Origin of the sequence: Virgibacillus profundi, assembly GCF_002287375.1 — a bacterium.
GTDB lineage: Bacteria > Bacillota > Bacilli > Bacillales > Amphibacillaceae > Virgibacillus_K > Virgibacillus_K profundi.
Genome location: NZ_NPOA01000012.1, coordinates 22133 through 41748 on the forward strand (window position 1 = coordinate 22133; position 19616 = coordinate 41748).

Sequence of the window (19616 nt, forward strand, 5' to 3'; positions counted from 1 at the left end):
TCAATGTTGTGAGTTCTATCACCTGACAAATGCACTTTGTCAACTTACGGTTGCAACCATGTTATATCGTTAGTCTCGCTTAAAACAACATCGTTCTAAACACAGAAAAAGATTGCTCCTATTGAACAATCTCCCGCCTCTATAATTCAAATTCCCAGTCTTCTTTCATCTTTAAATAAAGAACAAGCAACATGTTTTCCAGCTCTCGCACTGTCTTCGTCCCTAGCTCCAAACCAACTTTCGGCAGAAGGATTGCTGCCATTTCTCTTGTAAGCAGATTTCTTGGTATTTCCCGCATTTCCATAAACTTATAGCTGTATGTTTTCAGTAAATTGAACTCTTTTGTACCAAGTGAGTTCATTGCCAGAATCCCGATTGAAATACTTTCTTTATTCAGTCCACGCGCTTCTATTTCTTTTTCCAGTGGCGTTTTCTTCTTCCGCTTCGCTTTCCGCTCATGGACAACGATTGTTCCAGCTGCCATATCGCCGAGCCTTTTATGTTTGGAATGAAGAAATACCAGAATGATCCCGAGAAAATAACTGGTTGGGAGCATATCAACAATGCGTAATAGATTACGAATAATTGCAGACAGCAAAGTTATACTATGGCCATTTTCCTGAATAACGCGAATTCCGATGATATTTTTACCAATCGTCTTTCCATTAAAAAAGTATTCCCCAACGAAAAAGTAACCCCAGTTCAGTGCAAACAGAACAATAACCACAATAGCTATCATCCAGCCATATTCCATCATCTGCCACATATTTGCACTCGTCGTAAAAATGAGCAATAAAACAAGTGCAATTTGTGTGAGGGTCAGGATTACCTGATCGATAATCATTGCCGCTGCTCTGGATCCAAGGCCGGCAAGTCTGAACTGAAGCGAAACAAATTCCGGTGTTTTTATATGTATGTGTTCCTGTGTCATGCCCCTTCTCCCCTAACTTTCACGCATTCTTCTCTTTTCCAGTAAAATTCTACCACATATAATATACAGAAGTAAGCCGATAACCGTCACAAATGCCACCACATATTTCATTTCCAGGGAAAGTGAGGATGGCGTAATAAAGCCTTCAATAATCCCTGCAATGATGAACAAAGGTATCGTTCCAAGGAAGAGCTGTATAGACCGTTTCGCATTTTCCTTCAATTGATAGCCCCTGGAATATCGTCCTGGAACAAATAGTTTGTATCCCATTAAAAGCCCTGCACCACCTGCGATAAATATCGCTGTCAGCTCAATCATGCCATGTGGTACAATGTATGCCCAGAATTCATAGGACATACCCGCATGCCAGTAAACTGCAGCCAGTGCACCAACAATCAAGCCATTATATGCGAGTACAAATACGGTTAATAATCCAAACGTGATGCCACTGGCAAATGCCAATATGGCTACCTGTATGTTATTGGTCATTATTTCGGCTGACATCAAGGACGAATCAATGGCGTCATGGCCTTCTCCAAGCTGGTCGGGGTTTATACCTGCTGCCATATCGCTTGGCATGATGGAATAGAAATGGAGTGGGTCATCTACGACAGATAGGAAGGCCACGAGCCCACCGAACAGAAATAGCAACATGGCAATGACGATAAACTTCCATTGTTCCAGCAGTAGTCCGATAAATTTTGTACTGAAAAAATAACGGACTTGCTGGGGGCTGGAAACCTGATCTTTATATAATAGATTATGTGATTTGGAAACAAGCCCGTTTAAATAACCTGTAACCTCTTCATCGGGATAATAGGTTTGACTATAGGATAAATGCTGTGCAGTCTTTTGATAAAGCCGATGGAATTTGGAAATGTCACTACCTGTTACCCGTCTTCCTTTTTTCTGAAGATGACTTGTATATTCCTCCAGCCGCTTCCAATCTTCCCGGTGCCGCTTAACAAACTGCCTGATGTTCATCTATTCACCAACTTCCTCATCAAGTGCTTTACAGTAATCCCTGATTCATCCAATGGATTACCTGAGATACCGCCTCTGTTGCTAACTTTTCTTTCTTTGCCTCGATCATAACAAGGCCCTGTGCTTCCCATTTTGCCTTCTCTAATCTTTTCACCTGCATCTGCTGCTGGGCAATTGACTTTCTCATGCCTTGCTTAACGGTTGCAGGATATTGCTTTGTCTCTCTTGCCAGTGCTTCGTCTTCAATGCCGATCATAAGAAACAAATGCTTTTGCCTTAGTCGTTTTATATAGTGTAAAGTGCTCTCTTCATGTAAAAATGTGTGGATATCACTAAACAGCAATATCAGACTTCTCTTTTTCTGAACGGTCTGCAAATAGCTCATCACACCAGCATAATTGGACTCCCTTGCATCTGCCTGCAGATGGTAAATGGACTGAAGGATTTTCTGCAGCTGATCCATTCCTTTAGCAGGTGGTACAAATACTTTAATATCATTGGAAAATGCCAATACACCCACATAATCACCATTTTTAAGTGCTGCCGTGACAACAGTTATCGAGGCTTCCAATGTTTTTTCCAGACGATTTCCCTTTTTCAGTTCTGCCCCCATCATTCTTCCACAATCAATTAAAATGGTTATATATTTTCCATGTTCTGGTTCATATTCATTTGTCATGACTTCCTGCAGCTTTGCCGTTTGCCGCCAGTTAATTTTTCGGGGATCGTCCCCAACCACATAATTTCTGATTCGTGAAAATTCTCCTGTGCCACTTTGATACTTGCGGATTTTTGCACCTTCGTACAGTAAAAATGCCTGAGCATTTTCCAGATAGCGCCTTGTTTCTGATAAATCAGGGATGACCTTTACCGTATCGGCTTGCCTCACAGCCATCTGCTTCTCCCATAGTCCAAACCTGCTTGCGTAACGGATATATAGCTTCTGCAGTTCATACTTCCCTCTGACTGTTGCTGTTGTTTCATAGTTTAAGCGGCTAACCGAATTTGCTTTAGCGAATCCCATGATCGGGAAATTCTGGTGAAAAGACTGTGGCAAATCATCAATGATTCTAAATGTGATTGGATATGCAGATGTATTGCTGAATTCAATCTCAGTCTGATAACCAAGCCCCCGTTCCATTTCATCCGCTACATGCCGTATCGTTTTTATCTGGCTTCGTTTCGGCAAAAATAACAGGTCGAATAGGGACGCTAGGATAAATAAAACATTTACTGAAATCAGAAACACCCAGGAAATATCCGCCAGAGACAATAGTAATAATGCTACTGATAATAGCAAATAAATAATTAAAAGCCTTCTTGCAGGCAATATACCCTTATCTTGGAACAGGAACCGCGCCCACAAGCTCTTCGATGATCTGGTCAAGGCCCACTCCCTCCAATTCCATTTGTGGAGAAATTTGAATACGGTGCCGTAACGCCGGCTTAGCCACGATTTTTATATCATCCGGTGTAACGTAATCCCTGTCGGATAAATATGCCCAGGCCTTTGCTGCTTTGGCAATTGAGATGGCAGCTCTTGTACTTGCCCCAAATCGGATCGACTCCGTTTCCCTTGTTTTTCTTACCATCTGCATAATATAACTTAAAACATCATCACTGATCGTAACGGCTTCCATTTCTCTTTGTATCGCCTGAAATGACGCAATATCGAGAATCGCATCAATGGATTCATCCAGATAACGGCGATCCAGTACCTGTTTCAAAACATTCATCTCTTCCTCAAGCTCAGGGAAGTCAATCGTTAATTTAAATAAAAAACGATCCTGCTGGGCTTCCGGAAGTGGATAAGTACCTTCAAATTCGATTGGGTTCTGTGTTGCCACAACGAAAAAAACCTCTGGAAGCGGATAAGTCTCCCCCTGAATCGTAACCTGTCCTTCTTCCATCGCCTCAAGCAAGGCTGCCTGCGTCTTAGCAGGAGTCCGGTTAATTTCATCAGCTAAAATGATATTGGCAAAGATCGGCCCTTTCAATGTTTGAAAGCTATTTTCCTTCATATTAAAAATTGTACTTCCTGTAATATCAGATGGCAGTAGATCCGGTGTAAACTGAATCCGCCTGAATTCACCACCAATTAAATTCGACAATGTCCGTACCATTTGTGTTTTTCCGGTTCCTGGAACTCCTTCAAGTAATACGTGTCCACCTGATAGAATGGCTGATAATAACAATCTCAGATTCGTTGTCTGGCCAAGAATCCGTTCTTCATATGCATTGATTAAAGTTTTGAGCTGACTATTCATTCCTCTTCCACCTCTCGCCTCAGCTGGTCCATTTTCCCGGACCAGGCCAAATATTCCTGTTTATTGACAGATTCCTTGTTTAATAGACTTTCCAGACCCTGTGTGAATGCCCGAGCCTCTTCTCCTGATAGTTGACTCCCTCTTTTGGTAATCAGTTCAGTGCATTCCTGCCAGGTTCTACGATACGGGATACCCCATTTTTCCTGCAGTAGTAATTTTAAATAATTTGCCTGTAGCTTCAGGGAATCCTGATAGCGCCGGCCCCGCTGATACCATGCCGCAAGTGCTGTGGTCTGTTCATTGCTGAAACGGACAGTTGCCTCTCTTGGAACACGAATGGGTCCAAATCGTTTTCCCTGATACCACAACCATAGCAATGTCAGCACAATTAACTGCAATGCGAAGACAAGCAGCCATTTCGGATACAGAGCAACTGTTGAAGGCTTATTACCAGAACCATGAATATATTCATCAACCAGTAAACTGCTGTATTGTCCTTCCGACTGCAGAAGCCCAGAAATAAGCTCCACATGGTCTTTATCAGTTATGTAATCATTTGTCAGCCAGTTTGGTGAATTCACCACAATCAGACTGCCTTCACCAAAGGTACGCTTTAGTGCAATAACCCCTGCATCATCCTTCAGTAAGACTTCATCCGCTTCTTTTTCTTGGATCCGCACATAGGAATGGACGAATGCTTTGTATTCCTCCCCTTGCTGATCCGTTACAGTTATTGCTTCCTCTATCGTTGCCATCCCGGGATTTGTTGTTACATCAAACATGCCTTCTGGGTTGTTTTTCCAAAGTAAAACTGTATTTCCAGCTTCCATGTAATCCATGTATTCCTCCAACTGCGCTCGCTCCGGTACAAAAAAGGGCTCGATCATGAAAAGGATTTGATTTTTGTCTTCACCAGCTAAAAGCGCCGGGGCATGTTCCCATTTGTTTGCGGCTTTATTTTCATTCTCTAAATAGGTATAAAACGCTTTGGTACCTGTTGGAGCAGAAGACTCGGAAACATAGCCGGGATATTCACTAGGCTGTTTGGAAACAAGGAAATAGCTGATAATAATAAACAGCAGCAGGATGACGCCAAGCCAAGCCCAAGTTTTTCTACCTGTCTGTGATTGTTGCAATCGTCCTCAAGCCCCCTTTTAGATTTCTTTAATTTCCTTTTCATCTGTTTCACCAAGCCATTTTAAGGCTTTCTCCCGGTAGTTCTGATATTCCTTTTGTTCGATTTTACGCTTGCCATAAACGGCCTCATCAAACATACGGGCCAGTTCATAAAAAGCTTCAGCCCTTTGCTTATCCTTTCGTTGCAGTTCCGCAAAATAATCCCAATTTGTTTTCCAGACATGTGCTTGAAGCCACTGTCGTTCATGGAAATAAAGCAGCACCGCCAGAAATTGATGTCTTGTAGCAAGAGAGTAATTTTCTGCTTGCTCTTGTTTTTCTGCCTCTTTCAAATGCCGCTCCACAGACCATTCCATTTCGTTTAATGACTGAAATGGCTGATGCTCCTGAAGTGCTTTTTTCCTTTTGACCGAACGAAGTACCAGAAATATACCGAATATCGCCAGTAAAAAGACTACACCGATCAGAATAATCAGAAGGGTATCAGCAAAACCATTTGATGGTTCGAATCCTGATAACCAATCAGCCAGCAGATCCCTAAACCATGCTTTAATATTGTCCCACCAGATTTCCAGGAAGTTCCGATTATCCTCATAATAAATCTGGTATTCTCTTTGATTTAAAATTTCCTGCAGATCTTCTTTTGCTTTAACTGGATTTTCCATGTTTTATCACCCGATTAGTTATTTTGATAATCATCTATCATTTCCCTGAGATCATCCCCGTCCTGCCTGAGCTTCAGATCAAAATAGATCACAGCATAGGCAACCGCAGTAATCATCGAGGTCAGAATAGCAACTAAATCAACGATGATGATATGAAGCACACTGTTTCCCAGAATTAGCGTAAATACCGCTTCAATAGCTCCCCCAACAATAGTCGTAATCAGGATCACAATTAGAAATAAAAAGAATATTCGCCACGTATGCTTTTTTGTCAGACGCCAGCTTTCTGCAAACCCGGGAAATCCTTCCTCAAATACAATGGTTCCCAGATAAAAACTCCAACGGGTAAACAGCAAAGAAATTGCAAGACCAATTACTAAAAATAAAACGATGCCGAGGATAATGCCAGACAATGGATCACCCATCCCCATAATTACACCGGGAATCGTAATAAAAAGCGCTACAACAATAATTATTCCAATAAGAATCGCTGCAATAATGATACTGCTCCCGAACAATGGCCAAAACCTGGAAAAACCTTTTTTGATTACAGTACCTGCTGTGAATTTTTCATCATTTCTTATCTTTATAATGGCAAATAATACTGCTGCATATCCGATTGGGGTTAAGGCAAGCATTACAAACCCAATCAAATAGTCTGATCCTGCACTGTTGCTCAACGATTCATCATACCCGGAAAGAATTTGCTCAAACCAATTACTCCCACTTCCCATCTGCCTGAAGAAGCTTGTTCCAGAAGCCATCAAAAACAATGCCTCCAGCAGAAAGACCGGTCCCAGAATGATTAAGAATATAAGAAAAAATGTAGAAAAGTGCCGCTTGCAAAGCTGGAAAGTGTGATCCAATATCTCACTAAATCCCTTCGCTCTGCTGAACTGATCTTTCATCCGTATTTCCCCCTCTAAATAAAACAATGGATATAATAGCCATTCTATCATTATTAGGCTGACTTTTTTAGTTTTAGAGTGTTAAAAATAATAAAATTCAGAACCTATGGAGATACTGTTCTATTAAACCCCTTTCCAACAGTCTAATTTGAAAAGACGAATATAAAATACCGGTGACAGGCATGTAAAATAGAAGCTTATGATATGGAAAAAGATTAAACGCTGTTTGCAACATCAAAACATTTGACTTATTGGAACGTTTGTTCCATTAATATAATTAGGCTGATGGGCATGTTACTGAAACAATTATAGGATATTTTTCAAAATCAACAGAAGCGGGTGAATTGATTATCGTAAGTCCTTATATATGCTTATCTATTAATAACGGTTATATATGCTAATAAATTTGAGACTGGAGGGGAGCATATGGGTCCGGAAAACACACTAGAGAATCAGATAGAGCAGCTAAGAAATAAAATGTATAAAGCCTTCGAAGACAAAGGAGATTATGATGACATTATCAAAATTTCCCAAAAGTTAGATGGGTTGCTAAATCAACTGGAATACCTTAACAACCAAAAAAATAAAGTATAGTAAAAAAACACTTTCTTTGGGCTGATATAAAAGAAAGTGTTTTTTACATTTGGAAATTACAAATTAATATGCAATTGGAGTGCAGGTAGGGTTAATTAAGGCTTTCCCTAAATGTAATAGCAATAACCTCATCCGTTTGACTATTAAATTCTATATTTATAAAGACGCCATATTCTTTGCTTTCCTCTTTTAACCATAACTTGAACTTTTCTACCATGGAGTCATCTTTTGTTTCTCTGCCTATGTGCAGGTAATCAATAACCTGAGCATTTGGATACTTTGATTTTGTTTCCTTTACAGCAAGTTGTCCCCACTTGGCGTATGGAGGGATTTCATTCTCTGCACTTACGGTATGGTGGTGTAAGTGGTTTGATGTAATATAACCTGAAGTCAGCAGGAAGGTAATACTAGCAGCCAGGAATAATCGTCTCATTTACATTTCCTCCTTTTAACATAGGATGTGTAAATGGATTTTCTATTATTCAATTGGCAAGCAACAATATATTTAATTAAGACAGAGAAACGAACTGGAATGCATGAAGAAAACACAAAAAAAGCCGAAACAAAAATAAAACTGACCCAACCATCTCTGATCAGGATAAATCTATCCTGTTTGGGATAAACTACCACCAAATATTCTAAAAGGAGGTTCCTATGATTAGAAGATTTGGCTTGTTAGCCGTTGTATGTTTTGTCACAGTAATAATTACGTTTACTACTGTTGCTTTCGCAAAGGATATTCCTCCTCCATTTGCTGATGTTGGTTATAAGTCTGTCGAGGAAGCATTGAATGATTGCGAGTCACACCTAGGTGAAGTTTTAAAACTGCCAGAAAAAAAACCACCATTGCCATTTACACATGAATTAGGTAAATGCTCCGAAAAACTGGATAGTTTTGAACTGAAACTTATCAATGAAGATATACCTGGTAACCATTACAAGATAAACATTCGCCCAAAAGAGCAGGGTATCTCTTTTAAAAAAGAATTAATGGAAACAAAATTCAATTTACACGATGGCACTGAAGCATTATACTTCACAAAAGCTTTGGATAGTTTTAATTTACTCATTTTTGAAAAGGGCAGCTGGCAATATATGCTTAGCTTGGATAAAAGAGCTGCTGACGAAATTTCTCCAGAGACACTGATGGAAATAGCAAATTCTATTCGGTAAAGTTTTATTTGGAATGGAGTTAACAATAGAAATTATTCTCCATTCCTTTTTTATAAAGGCTTTACAACCTTCATCATTTCCCGGGAAATATCGACAAATTATGAGCTGAATTGCAGGGTTATTTTTCTGCCTCTTCATATAGCTCATCAAAATGCTTAACCATTTCAAAATCCAAATCGGTTAATCCCTTCGCCTGCCAGGATGAAATCTTCAGGGTAACCATTTTATAGTCTATCGAAATGAATGGATGATGTTTCTTACCTTCTGCATATTCTGCAATTTGATCTACAAAGTTTACTCCAGCGAGAAAGTTTTTAAAACGGTACTTGCGTTCAATCCACTTTTCATCCAACCGCTTCCAGCCAGGAAGGTTTTCCAATTCTTTAATAATTCCTTCTTCAGTAAGTCGTTCCATTTGATCTCCTCCTTTTTATGTACTATTCCCCTATTAAAGATACAATTTAACTTTTCCCAAAACTCCCAATACATATTCACAGCTTATCCACAGATTTTTGTGCATAAGTATGCGTGTAATGTCATATTAACACTGTGGCTATGTTGCACATACACAAACTTGCCATATTTATCCTTAGAATCATTCGAATTAGTGATTTACCTCATATGTTATGTCCATCCCTTTCAAGTAAGCTTATTTGAAATATTAAGTTTTACAAAAAAAAGGAGGACGACAAATGGATTATATAAAACCTCAAGAAGTTGTGCGTTCTATTGCTGTTGCCGGGGGCAATAAAGCAAAACTGCCGATTAATCATATTTTAATTAAAGGTGCATTATCCGGTGCCTTTTTGGGCTATTCAACAACTTTGGCCTTTACTGCATCGATACAAACCGGACTTGATATAGTTGGCGCAGCAATTTTCCCTGTAGGCTTTGTTCTTATTTTATTATTAAATTTAGAACTTGTAACAGGTTCATTTGCCATGCTGCCAATTGCAAAAATGCGCAAAAAAACAACTGCCCCACTCATTGCCCGCAATTTTACCTGGGCATTTATCGGGAATTTACTTGGTAGTTTATTTTACGCTGCATTGTTCAGTATTTATATTACAAAGTTTGGCCATGTAGAAGATTCGGTAATGATCCAAAAGATTATTACTGTTGCGGAAAGTAAAACATTGGATTACCAAGCTTACGGATCTGATGGAATGATCGTTTTATTTGTCAAAGCATTGTTATGTAATTGGATGGTGACAATGGGTGCTATCATGGCCTTTACCTCCCATGCCACAATTGGAAAAATTGTTGCCATGTGGCTCCCTGTATTTATTTTTTTCGCTCAAGGGTTTGAGCATGCCGTCGTGAATATGTTTGTAATCCCTGCAGCAATGATGATCGGCGCAGATATTAGTTTTGGTGATTGGTGGTTGTGGAACCAGATTCCTGTTACGATTGGCAATTTTATTAGTGGATTCCTGTTTACCGCGTTGGCATTGCATATGGTTACAAAGGAAGATCCAGTAAGCATCAGCAAAGTAAAACAGAAAGCTTCCTGAGCAATTTTTAGTACGATTAATCACTTTTTTATGAATAAAAGAACCCCCTGCTTTTAAAGCAGGGAGTCCCCTAAAAGTCTAGCGCATCTGCACCTTGTGCAAATGAGCAAATATACCATCACGTTTTAACAGTTCCTCATGACTACCATCTTCTTCAATTCCATCTTTTGTAACTACCATAATCCGGTCGGCATTTTTAATTGTTGCCAATCTATGTGCAATTACAAGTGTTGTACGATCCTTCGATAATTCAGCCAATGCTTTTTGAATAATTGTTTCTGTTTCTGTATCGAGTGCTGATGTCGCCTCATCCAGGATCAATATTGGTGGATTTTTTAAAAACATACGAGCTATTGCAATCCGCTGTTTCTGTCCACCGGAGAGCTTCAATCCACGCTCTCCCACTTGCGTTTCATACCCCATTGGTAATTCCTTTATAAACTCTTCCATATGTGCCTGACGTGCTGCATGTTCAATTTCTTCATCAGTAGCATCAAGCTTTCCATATGCAATATTTTCCCGTAGTGTTCCTGTGAAAAGAAATACATCCTGTTGTACAATACCGATTTGCTGACGCAGTGATGCTTTCGTCATATCACGCAGATCTATTCCATCAATCGTTATGCTTCCGCTATTAACATCATAAAACCGCGGTATCAGTGAGCTTATCGTAGTTTTCCCAGCTCCTGATGGTCCGACAAATGCAATCGTTTCTCCCGCATGAATTGAAAAGCTGAGTGAATTCAGTACAGGTCGCTGTGTTTTTTCATACGTAAATGTGACATTGTTAAATGCAATATCCCCTTTTAGGGATTCCACCTTCCTAGCGTCCGAGCGGTCCTGGACGTCCGGTATAACATCCAACAACTCTGTAAATCGTTTGAAGCCCGCCATTCCTTTTGGATACAACTCGAGTAATGCACTTATCTTTTGAATTGGGTTCATTAATACGTTTACCATTAGTACAAAAAAGACGAGCTCTCCCATTTGCATTTGACCTCTGAAAGTAAACCATGTCCCAACAACCAGCACGATCAATGTAATCAAACGCATCATCATGTAAATGTTTGAATGGACGAATGCCATTACTTTATAAGCGCCTATTTTTGCTTTTCGAAAACTGTAGTTATCCTTTGTAAAGCGTTGCATTTCAAATTTTTCATTTGTAAATGATTGAACAACACGGACACCTGACACTGCATCCTCCACTCGTGCATTTACTCCGGCAATATCTTCATACATCTTCTTCCAGGCTTTGTTCATCTTAATATTACTAAAGGCAATCAGGAAAATCAGAATTGGTACAGAGAACAATATGATCAAAGCAAGCTCAAGATTGATTGTAAACATAATGAGAAATGCACCGACAAAGGTCATAATTGCAATGAAAAAATCCTCCGGACCATGGTGTGCAAGCTCACCAATATCAAATAAATCATTCGTTATCCGACTCATAATATGTCCCGTTTTCGTATTATCAAAAAAACGAAAAGACTGGCGCTGTACATGATGAAACAGATCCTGACGCATATCTGTTTCAATGTTTACACCAAGTTTATGGCCGAGATATGTAACGATATACTGCAGGACTGTACTCACCAAATAAATCAGCAATAGTAAAATACTTACGGTCACAATTAGATTCCAGTTATCCCCTGGCAGTAGTGAATCGATAAACCATTGTACTGCTACAGGAAACGCAAGCTCAAGCAATGCAACAATTACTGCCGCGGTAAAATCAATAATAAATAAACGCCGATGTGGCTTGTAATAGGAAAAAAAACGACGTATCACGAGGTGCACTTCCTTTTCTTTATCTAGCTCAGGCTCTTATAGATCGCCTACGCTTTTCTTTGTCTAGCTTCGGCTCATAGAGGCTACCGTCATAAGCAATCAACTCTTCAGGCACGAAAACCACGTGCCTTACGGTTTCTTACTTATGCGTTCGCCTCTGAACAATCGCCTACGCTTTTCTTTATTCTAAAGGAAATTATACGGCTAAACGCAAGGCTTGGCAACAAGTTTGACTCTATGGAGAAAATGCTTGTCAAGGTTGTCTTCAATCTTGCATAAGTATGTAGTAACGATAATTTGAAGGAGGGTTTTTTTAATTGAAAATGCAGTTGAATATGAACTTATCTAAATGGATTTGCTATTCAGTGGGATATGTTTTTATAACATCAGGTATTCTAAAGTTATTGGTTAGTGATTTTAAAGCACTATTTATCAGTTTAGGATTGCCATTTCCAACTTCTACATTACTTTTGGTAGCACTTATTGAAATCGGGTGTGGCATGCTTATTGCAGGCAGGATGTACGTTAATTTTGCGGTTCCCCCACTAATCCTAATTATGTTTGGTGCACTCTACTTAACAAAAATTCCAGTTCTATTAAATAAAGGATTCTTTTCTTTCGCATTTGAAGCGAGACTCGATATTGTGATGCTCATTTTATTGTTACTTATTTGGCAGCATATACGTGGGAAGAAAGTAATTTAGTGATCAAATTCAGTGGATAACTGTATTTTCCTTATAAAAGACCATGCTTATCCACAAAATTATCCACATATGCACAAATGTTCGCAGTTATTTTGTTGCAGAACAAATTTTCTATACCATATATGGATTTCATCAACATTTTATCCACTGTTTGTGTATAACTTTATATAAAGGTGGATAAATGCTGTTATAAAAAGCTATCTCCCAGGGAAGATAGCTTTTTATAAGTTAAACATTCAGCTTTATTATTACTGTGTACCCAGTTGCAGTTTCGTTTCTAAAAGCTCTCCATCACGATAGTAAGTAACAACTACCTCGTCACCAACTTCTTTCTCGTAATATAGAATTTTTCGTAAGTCGATCATATTCATGATTGGCTCGCCATCAAGCCTGGTGATGACATCGAATCGCTGTAGTCCTGAGCGGTCAGCTGGAGATAATGGTTCAACGCTCCAGACATATACACCACCTTCAATATCATTCGGCAGATTTAAAGTGTTTTCCCATTCTGTCTGGGGTACTTCATCCAGGGAATAGATCTCCACACCAATGAACGGGCGTGTTACTTCACCGGTTGTTTCCAATTCCTGAATGATTGGAAGTGCAGAATCAATAGGAATGGCAAATCCAATTCCTTCAACAGCAGTCTGATTAATTTTCATCGAATTTATACCAACAAGCTGTCCATACATGTTGATCAATGCACCCCCACTGTTTCCCGGGTTGATCGCAGCATCTGTCTGAATAACCTCTGCTTGCCAATCTGCCCGTCCATCCTGGTTAAAGTCCTGAGGGATTGTCCGTTCTGTCCCACTTATAACACCTTGTGTAACTGAACTGGAGAACATAAGACCTAGTGGATTACCAATTGCTATAGCAGGTTCACCAACTTTTATATTTCCCGAAGAACCGATTTCGATTACCTTTTGGACATTTGATCCATCCATTCTGAGTACAGCTAAATCAGAAAATAGATCACTGCCAATCAATTCTGCTTCAATATGTGTATCATTTGATAGAACCACTTCAAGTGTATCTGCACCTTCAATTACATGATGGTTTGTGACAACAAATGCAGTTCCATCTTCATTTTTATAAATAACTCCGGATCCAGTTCCAGCTTCACTGCCATCCTGCTGCTGCCAAAAATCAGTTTGGCGCTGAATATTAGTCACACCTACAACAGCAGGCGTAATTTGTTCAACAATCTCTGTTATCTGTGTGGAAACATCCACATTTACGGACGTATTCGCTGAAGGCGAATCCCCACTCTGTATAGAGCCGACATTTGATTCATTATTTCCATCTTCATCTGGCCAGTTACCAAGTGTGATATTTGATTTTGTAAATGCAGGCAATGCTACAACGATTAATAATATACCGATAATAATCCCCAGTAAAATAGGAACCAGCCAGCCACGATTTTTTTTACGATGTGGATTTGGTGGGTAGTTCTGATCATAATATCCCATTTATCTATCTCCTTATAGAGACACACTTATAGTAAGGCTGTTTTCGTAAATTTTGTTGCTCTTTAAACTTCACAGTTGATGTAAAAGACGACACAGTGAAAATTCATTTGCAAACGCTGGTTGAGAGCAGGGATTCGCTACGGAAACACATTTCGCGGACCTTAGGGCGGCTGGTGAGCCTCCGTGTGCTACTCGTCTTTAGGGGTCTCACCTATGCCTTTCCTCCCGCAGGAGTCTCCATGTGTTTCCTCCGCTGGACTTCCGGTTACTGCCGATGAACTGTATTAGTAATTAATATTCAAAACATCAAACCACCTCACCAGTTCGGGTGAGCGAAGGGCGGTGACTCCTGCGGGAATAGCACGTGTCCGAAGACCCCGCAGAGTGGTTTTCTCGAGGAGGCTGAGGCCGTGCCCGCGGAAAGCATCCGCCCAGAGCGATCCCGAACGGCGTTTATAGCAAATACTTATAGCAAACAGTAGTTACGTCGCACTTTATATCTTTTGTGTCAAAAACAACAATTTCTTCAGTGGGACGAGTAATCGCAGTCCCATTCTTTTAGAATACAGCCTGTAGTAAAAACAGTTTCGCTATAGTATTACCTCAAACCAGTTAAAAATAAACAAATTTACACTACTTCATATAAGGCCGTGGGAGCTTTAGGATCTGTATCAAATAAATCAAGCTTAATTCCTCGCTCCTGCAAAACGTTGTCCACTGACATGCGGGCAAGATCTTTCATATTATTATCCAGGCTTAAATGTGCTAAGTAAATTCGCTTCGTACGGTTACTGATAATATCAGCAAGGGCAATTCCACAATCTTCATTGGAAACATGACCGGAATCTCCTAAAATCCTCCGCTTCACATTCCATGGATATCGCCCCATACGCAGCATACTTACATCATGGTTTGATTCGAATATATATGCATCGGCATCTTCCACCGTCTTTTTTATTCGTTCTGAAACATAGCCAAGATCCGTCACGAGTGCTACTTTTTTTCCATCATGACGAAACGTGTAAAACATGGGCTCAGCAGCATCATGAGAAACGCCAAAAGATTCAATATCCAGATCGCCAAATGTTTTTACTTCTTCCATTCCGAAAAGAAATTTTTGATCCAATGAAATTTTTCCGATTGATTTTTCCATTGCCTTCCATGTCTTCTCATTTGCGTATATTGGTAAATTGTATTTCCGTGCAATAATACCAAGTCCTTTAATATGATCACTATGCTCATGTGTTACTAAAATACCGGTTAACTGTGATGGATCCACATGTACTTCTGCAAATAACTTATCCATCTGTTTTCCACTTAAACCAGCGTCTACTAAAAACTTCTCTTGTTCTGATTCAATATAAAATGCATTTCCCGTACTTCCTGATGCCAGTACACTAAAACGTAATGTCATTCTGTCCCACTCCGATTACCTGTTTCGTTAATTTTTTGATTTAGATGGGTTAAGATGGGTTCTTTTAACTCATTCTCTTCATCCAAATCCCGTATTTTTTCTATATCTGTTTCCACTGTTTTTGTTATAAACTCAATATCATTACTTGTAAACACCTGACCTTCGATGGCATTAACGAAATGATTCCGTTCGTCATTGACCTCAACTCTCCAGGTTGGTGCAAACACTTGAATACCCTCTGTTATAATCCTTGCATAATAACCAATTTTTACGTCTGTAATTTCATCTTCTGAATATAATTCATTACGGTCATACAATGTCCCTAATGCCTGAATAGGCTGCTGTATGGTCTTCTTTTCCTCCTGGGTCTCGACATCGCCCAGCATGGTTTGCGTATAATACATCATTTCATTGGCCTCATTTAGAAATACGAGAACCAGTCCATTTTGATTATAATAAAATGGACGATCATCCTTCAGCTGGAAGAAAATAAGCACATTCATATCCTTATTCCAGCCCCAATACGTATACTCCTCCGGATACAGTATATGATTTTTTACAAGTGTACTGATTTCTTTTGATGATGCATCTTCCGGTACTGGAATTGGCTCTTGAAATTGAGAAAGGATAAAGTTACCATTAATTACTTCTGATGTTTGATCCTCAAAATTAGTTAGCTGATTAATTTCTTCTTCAGCGTAACTCTTTTGTGTTACCGAAATATAAGAGTCCTCCTTAATATCTGATTCCAGATTACCATAGGATATATTTTCCGATTCTAATTTCTCTTCAATCGATTCTTCCTGGCCTTCATCTAAAACTGCTAAATCTGCTGCTTCAAGCTTTTGCATAAATTGGTTTACTAAAAAGACGTTTAAAACGAGGAAACAGAGAATAAACAGGGTTTTAATTTTACTCCATTGCATTCTCAACTTCCTCCTTTGAAATGAGTTAATTCCTCAAATATTAATTCAATCCAGTTTCCGTTGTAATTCATATACCATGTCGGAACAAGGGTGATAGATTCATCCTCATGAAAATCCAATCGATAGCCTATTTGAACGTCTTCGATATTTTCCATATTATAATCAGCATTTTGGTTATTTTCCAGATAGTAAACAATATCCCTGCCTGAAGGCAATTCTCTTGATCCATCAGAAAACGAGTTTTCCAATGTGAATAGAGAACGTTGGTATAAAGATAATTCCTGGTTCTTCCATCTCTGTTCAATCAGATGCAAATTCAGATTTGAATTATCATAAACAGGCAATCCTTCAAAAAACATTTGAAAACGGACTGTATCTCCTTCCACTTGCTGCAGATTGTATTCCTCTGTCCAACCAAGATGATCATTGATGTTTTTAATGCTTCGATCGATTAAACTTTTTGTTTCCGGTTGGAAGGAGTCATCCTCCTCAGAGTATGGATAATAATACTCCATACTGCTTCCATTCTCATAAACACGTATTTGACGTTGACTATCGGTATATAATCTATCACCATCATTATAAATTGGTCTTACTGCTGATGGACTCGTGAATAAAGCGTTAACGAGCAGATTTGGATCAATATCATTAATCGTTACCCGGCGAATACCAAGCGTGGTTTTATCAGCCGGAATGTATATAGGTGAATTATTTTCATTAAATAGCGTATATTCTCTAAGTTCGTTTGTGCCAATGTTGGAAATATAGGACCATAATTGCTCATAATTACTTGCATCATTGATAACTGCTGTTGCCTGCTGATTACCATTTGCTGATAAAATTTGTAATGTTAAAGATGAATTTTCCGGAACAAAGGTAAAATAAATTCGATTAAAAGACCAGCTTGGAAATTCCATGTCCGTTTCATTAAAGTCGAAAAGACTTTGCAAAATACTCATTGGCAGATCATCCGGGAAAATAACCTCCACACCATCATTTTGCCAATCTATGCCCTCTGACTGCTTTGTTTCAAAATTATACAATACCCATGATTGCATATCACTATAAAGTGCTTTAGCTCCCATAGGATCTGTAAATCCATAATGATTGTCATCTGAATGAAAAATAATCGAAGTTGGCTCAATTACACCTTTTTTCGATTCCTCTATCCCACCCAAAACTGCGTCATTTTCTACGGCAGATTCCTTCAATGGAGCATATTCTGGCTGATAGCTCCATAGGCCATAGGTGAGTAATAAACTTATCCCAATTAACACGACTAATATGAAAGATTTTGCTGTTTCCAGTTTCATTAAATTCCCCTCCGCTTCTGATTCATCAGCGGAAGCGTAAAGAAAACTGTCGTCCCTTTACCTTCTTTGCTTTTTGCCCATACCTGTCCATGATGAGCTTCAATTAATTCCTTGGAAATTGCCAGACCTAAGCCTGTTCCGCCAAGCTTCCTCGTCCTTGCTTTATCCGCTCTGTAAAAACGTTCGAATATTTTCTCAAGCTTATCATAGGCAATTCCTAAGCCTGGGTCCTGAATACTTACCAGAAGATGATATCTTTTATTTTCAACTTTTAAGCGAATTTCGCCACCCTCAGGGGAATATTTTATCGCATTGGAAATAATATTATCCAATACCTGTGTCATTTTGTCTTTATCAAGCCAAACATAATATTGTCCCTTAGGTAATTCTCTTCGGAGTGAAATTTGTTCGGGCAAATTCATATCAAATCGGTCAATAATCTGATGGAAGTAATTAACAAATTCCGTTCGCTCCCTGTTTAATGGATATTCTTTTACATCCATTTTTGATAACTGCAGCAGGTCATTTACCATTCGAATCATTCGTTCTGTTTCATTTTGTGCTACTCCAAGGAATTTAGGAGCAATTTCTTTATCCTGCCATGCACCTTCTGTCAATGCTTCAACATAGCTTTTCATTGTTGTTAATGGTGTTCTTAACTCATGGGAGACATTTGAAACGAATTCCCGACGCTCCTGTTCCACCTTTTCTTGTTCTGTAACATCACTTATAACAGTAATAAATCCTGTTACCTCATCCTCATCATCCAAAACAGTTGAAAAGTTAGCCCGAATTAAAAAGTCCTGTTCATCATTACTGAAGTCTATAATCATTGTTCCGCTTTCCAGTAATTCTGTTAGATCAACAACCTTTTCTTCAAGTTGTAGTACATCCAGTAAGAAATCACCAATAATATCATCCGGGTTTTGCCCCATTAATCTTCCGGCAGATTCATTCATTAAAGTTACGACCCCGCCATTATCTGTCGCTATAACGCCATCAGACATGTTAAATAGAACAGAGCTCAGCTTCCACCGCTCTTCTTCGATTGTTGCATAGGAATGCTTTAATCGACTGTTTAAATCATTGAAGGTTTCAGCTAATTGACTAATTTCATCTTTCCCATAAACATTTACCTTTTGGCTGAAATCCCCTTTTGACATAGTACGAGCCTGTTCCCGCATTTCTATAATTGGTCTTGTAATTGATCGTGCTACTAAGATCCCGATCAAAGCTGAAGTAACAATTGCTAAAATAGACCCTTGCAAAAATATTTTATTTATATCCTGCAATTGATCATTTACTTCATCATAGGATGCTTCCAGATAAATAACACCTTCAAGTATTCCTTCATCATTAAATACCGGATCAGCTTTTACAAATACCTGATTATTGTCCTGATCTCTCATTGTTCTTTCATCAAATGTATCAAATAAAATTGCTTGCTGTACAATTTCCCGTGTAGTTTTATCCCCAATATTACTTTGTCTATTGCCACTGGCTGCAATGACACGACTTTGGTTATCAATAACCTCTATATTAGTAATATTACTTGACCTGAAGTCATCTAATATATCCTGCACCTCACTAGGAAGACTCGGTACCTCTTCATCTTCCCTGTCCTTATTAAATGCCTGCTCGAGATTATAGCTCAATAACTGCACATTCTGATCAATTGTGTCATTAAAGTTATTGCGAAGATTTTCTTCCAGTTTTTCAGTAAAAAAGGATCCAATAATTTGCATCGCTAAAAGCAATAATAAAATAAAAATGATAATAAATTTTAATTGTATTGATCGGAAAAAACCAACTTTATTCAT

Annotated in this window: 20 protein-coding genes; 5 read left to right on the forward strand and 15 right to left on the reverse strand. The window is 38.9% G+C overall.

Annotation, left to right across the window (positions count from 1 at the left end; genetic code table 11):
* Positions 1 to 139 precede the first annotated feature (139 nt).
* Genes CIL05_RS16075 through CIL05_RS16105 form a run of 7 tightly spaced genes read right to left on the reverse strand, consistent with a single transcriptional unit; the run spans position 140 to position 6892 of the window.
* Complete coding sequence (locus CIL05_RS16075) at positions 140 to 931, reverse strand: RDD family protein (RefSeq protein ID WP_095656564.1); 792 nt, start codon at positions 929 to 931, stop codon at positions 140 to 142.
* 12 nt (positions 932 to 943) lie between these two features.
* Positions 944 to 1915 (reverse strand): stage II sporulation protein M, encoded by a 972-nt coding sequence (locus tag CIL05_RS16080; RefSeq protein WP_095656565.1) that lies wholly within the window; start codon positions 1913 to 1915, stop codon positions 944 to 946.
* A gap of 28 nt (positions 1916 to 1943) precedes the next feature.
* Positions 1944 to 3302, reverse strand: a complete 1359-nt coding sequence (locus CIL05_RS16085; protein WP_240510221.1) for a DUF58 domain-containing protein — start codon at positions 3300 to 3302, stop codon at positions 1944 to 1946.
* On the reverse strand, positions 3253 to 4182 hold the full coding sequence (locus tag CIL05_RS16090) for an AAA family ATPase (protein ID WP_095656566.1): 930 nt from the start codon (positions 4180 to 4182) through the stop codon (positions 3253 to 3255). Before CIL05_RS16090 ends, CIL05_RS16085 begins: the two co-directional genes overlap by 50 nt.
* A complete protein-coding gene (locus CIL05_RS16095) occupies positions 4179 to 5318 on the reverse strand; it encodes a DUF4350 domain-containing protein (protein ID WP_095656567.1) in 1140 nt (379 codons plus the stop codon). Before CIL05_RS16095 ends, CIL05_RS16090 begins: the two co-directional genes overlap by 4 nt.
* An 18-nt stretch (positions 5319 to 5336) precedes the next feature.
* On the reverse strand, positions 5337 to 5984 hold the full coding sequence (locus CIL05_RS16100; protein WP_095656568.1) for a DUF4129 domain-containing protein: 648 nt from the start codon (positions 5982 to 5984) through the stop codon (positions 5337 to 5339).
* Between the two features lie 14 nt (positions 5985 to 5998).
* A complete protein-coding gene (locus CIL05_RS16105) occupies positions 5999 to 6892 on the reverse strand; it encodes a hypothetical protein (RefSeq protein WP_095656569.1) in 894 nt (297 codons plus the stop codon).
* Between the two features lie 426 nt (positions 6893 to 7318).
* On the opposite strand from CIL05_RS16105, the gene CIL05_RS16110 reads away from it, so the two are divergent.
* Positions 7319 to 7486: an aspartyl-phosphate phosphatase Spo0E family protein gene (locus CIL05_RS16110; protein ID WP_095656570.1), complete on the forward strand. Its 168-nt coding sequence runs from the start codon at positions 7319 to 7321 to the stop codon at positions 7484 to 7486.
* Between the two features lie 91 nt (positions 7487 to 7577).
* Here the strand turns inward: CIL05_RS16110 and CIL05_RS16115 are convergent, their stop codons facing one another.
* Positions 7578 to 7919 carry a DUF3889 domain-containing protein gene (locus CIL05_RS16115; protein ID WP_095656571.1) on the reverse strand — a complete coding sequence of 114 codons (342 nt, stop codon included), beginning with the start codon at positions 7917 to 7919 and terminating at the stop codon, positions 7578 to 7580.
* Between the two features lie 33 nt (positions 7920 to 7952).
* On the opposite strand from CIL05_RS16115, the gene CIL05_RS22305 reads away from it, so the two are divergent.
* A complete protein-coding gene (locus CIL05_RS22305) occupies positions 7953 to 8108 on the forward strand; it encodes a hypothetical protein (protein ID WP_165769148.1) in 156 nt (51 codons plus the stop codon).
* 32 nt (positions 8109 to 8140) lie between these two features.
* Positions 8141 to 8659: a hypothetical protein gene (locus CIL05_RS16120; protein WP_095656572.1), complete on the forward strand. Its 519-nt coding sequence runs from the start codon at positions 8141 to 8143 to the stop codon at positions 8657 to 8659.
* A gap of 118 nt (positions 8660 to 8777) precedes the next feature.
* Here CIL05_RS16120 and CIL05_RS16125 read toward each other — a convergent pair whose 3' ends face one another.
* A complete protein-coding gene (locus tag CIL05_RS16125; protein WP_095656573.1) occupies positions 8778 to 9074 on the reverse strand; it encodes a 4a-hydroxytetrahydrobiopterin dehydratase in 297 nt (98 codons plus the stop codon).
* A 277-nt stretch (positions 9075 to 9351) separates the two neighbouring features.
* On the opposite strand from CIL05_RS16125, the gene CIL05_RS16130 reads away from it, so the two are divergent.
* On the forward strand, positions 9352 to 10173 hold the full coding sequence (locus tag CIL05_RS16130; RefSeq protein WP_095656574.1) for a formate/nitrite transporter family protein: 822 nt from the start codon (positions 9352 to 9354) through the stop codon (positions 10171 to 10173).
* Positions 10174 to 10251: 78 nt separating this feature from the next.
* Here the strand turns inward: CIL05_RS16130 and CIL05_RS16135 are convergent, their stop codons facing one another.
* Positions 10252 to 11967: an ABC transporter ATP-binding protein gene (locus CIL05_RS16135; RefSeq protein WP_095656575.1), complete on the reverse strand. Its 1716-nt coding sequence runs from the start codon at positions 11965 to 11967 to the stop codon at positions 10252 to 10254.
* A 323-nt stretch (positions 11968 to 12290) separates the two neighbouring features.
* On the opposite strand from CIL05_RS16135, the gene CIL05_RS16140 reads away from it, so the two are divergent.
* Positions 12291 to 12671 (forward strand): DoxX family protein, encoded by a 381-nt coding sequence (locus CIL05_RS16140; protein WP_095656706.1) that lies wholly within the window; start codon positions 12291 to 12293, stop codon positions 12669 to 12671.
* Between the two features lie 248 nt (positions 12672 to 12919).
* Here CIL05_RS16140 and CIL05_RS16145 read toward each other — a convergent pair whose 3' ends face one another.
* The 5 genes from CIL05_RS16145 to walK form a co-directional block, all read right to left on the reverse strand.
* A complete protein-coding gene (locus tag CIL05_RS16145; RefSeq protein ID WP_095656576.1) occupies positions 12920 to 14143 on the reverse strand; it encodes a S1C family serine protease in 1224 nt (407 codons plus the stop codon).
* A 628-nt stretch (positions 14144 to 14771) separates the two neighbouring features.
* The gene (locus tag CIL05_RS16150; protein WP_095656577.1) at positions 14772 to 15557 is read right to left on the reverse strand and encodes an MBL fold metallo-hydrolase; all 786 of its coding nucleotides are present in this window, start codon (positions 15555 to 15557) and stop codon (positions 14772 to 14774) included.
* A complete protein-coding gene (locus CIL05_RS16155; RefSeq protein ID WP_095656578.1) occupies positions 15554 to 16483 on the reverse strand; it encodes a two-component system regulatory protein YycI in 930 nt (309 codons plus the stop codon). Before CIL05_RS16155 ends, CIL05_RS16150 begins: the two co-directional genes overlap by 4 nt.
* A 2-nt stretch (positions 16484 to 16485) precedes the next feature.
* Positions 16486 to 17796 carry a YycH family regulatory protein gene (locus CIL05_RS16160; protein WP_095656579.1) on the reverse strand — a complete coding sequence of 437 codons (1311 nt, stop codon included), beginning with the start codon at positions 17794 to 17796 and terminating at the stop codon, positions 16486 to 16488.
* The gene (gene walK, locus CIL05_RS16165; RefSeq protein ID WP_095656580.1) at positions 17796 to 19616 is read right to left on the reverse strand and encodes a cell wall metabolism sensor histidine kinase WalK; all 1821 of its coding nucleotides are present in this window, start codon (positions 19614 to 19616) and stop codon (positions 17796 to 17798) included. Before walK ends, CIL05_RS16160 begins: the two co-directional genes overlap by 1 nt.

Coding starts and splice junctions, on each gene's coding strand:
- CIL05_RS16075 (WP_095656564.1), bottom strand. CDS start 931: ATGACACAGGAACACATACATATAAAAACACCGGAATTTGTTTCGCTT.
- CIL05_RS16080 (WP_095656565.1), bottom strand. CDS start 1,915: ATGAACATCAGGCAGTTTGTTAAGCGGCACCGGGAAGATTGGAAGCGG.
- CIL05_RS16090 (WP_095656566.1), bottom strand. CDS start 4,182: ATGAATAGTCAGCTCAAAACTTTAATCAATGCATATGAAGAACGGATT.
- CIL05_RS16100 (WP_095656568.1), bottom strand. CDS start 5,984: ATGGAAAATCCAGTTAAAGCAAAAGAAGATCTGCAGGAAATTTTAAAT.
- CIL05_RS16105 (WP_095656569.1), bottom strand. CDS start 6,892: ATGAAAGATCAGTTCAGCAGAGCGAAGGGATTTAGTGAGATATTGGAT.
- CIL05_RS16110 (WP_095656570.1), top strand. CDS start 7,319: ATGGGTCCGGAAAACACACTAGAGAATCAGATAGAGCAGCTAAGAAAT.
- CIL05_RS16115 (WP_095656571.1), bottom strand. CDS start 7,919: ATGAGACGATTATTCCTGGCTGCTAGTATTACCTTCCTGCTGACTTCA.
- CIL05_RS22305 (WP_165769148.1), top strand. CDS start 7,953: ATGGATTTTCTATTATTCAATTGGCAAGCAACAATATATTTAATTAAG.
- CIL05_RS16120 (WP_095656572.1), top strand. CDS start 8,141: ATGATTAGAAGATTTGGCTTGTTAGCCGTTGTATGTTTTGTCACAGTA.
- CIL05_RS16125 (WP_095656573.1), bottom strand. CDS start 9,074: ATGGAACGACTTACTGAAGAAGGAATTATTAAAGAATTGGAAAACCTT.
- CIL05_RS16130 (WP_095656574.1), top strand. CDS start 9,352: ATGGATTATATAAAACCTCAAGAAGTTGTGCGTTCTATTGCTGTTGCC.
- CIL05_RS16140 (WP_095656706.1), top strand. CDS start 12,291: ATGCAGTTGAATATGAACTTATCTAAATGGATTTGCTATTCAGTGGGA.
- CIL05_RS16145 (WP_095656576.1), bottom strand. CDS start 14,143: ATGGGATATTATGATCAGAACTACCCACCAAATCCACATCGTAAAAAA.
- CIL05_RS16150 (WP_095656577.1), bottom strand. CDS start 15,557: ATGACATTACGTTTTAGTGTACTGGCATCAGGAAGTACGGGAAATGCA.
- CIL05_RS16155 (WP_095656578.1), bottom strand. CDS start 16,483: ATGCAATGGAGTAAAATTAAAACCCTGTTTATTCTCTGTTTCCTCGTT.
- CIL05_RS16160 (WP_095656579.1), bottom strand. CDS start 17,796: ATGAAACTGGAAACAGCAAAATCTTTCATATTAGTCGTGTTAATTGGG.
- walK (WP_095656580.1), bottom strand. CDS start 19,616: ATGAATAAAGTTGGTTTTTTCCGATCAATACAATTAAAATTTATTATC.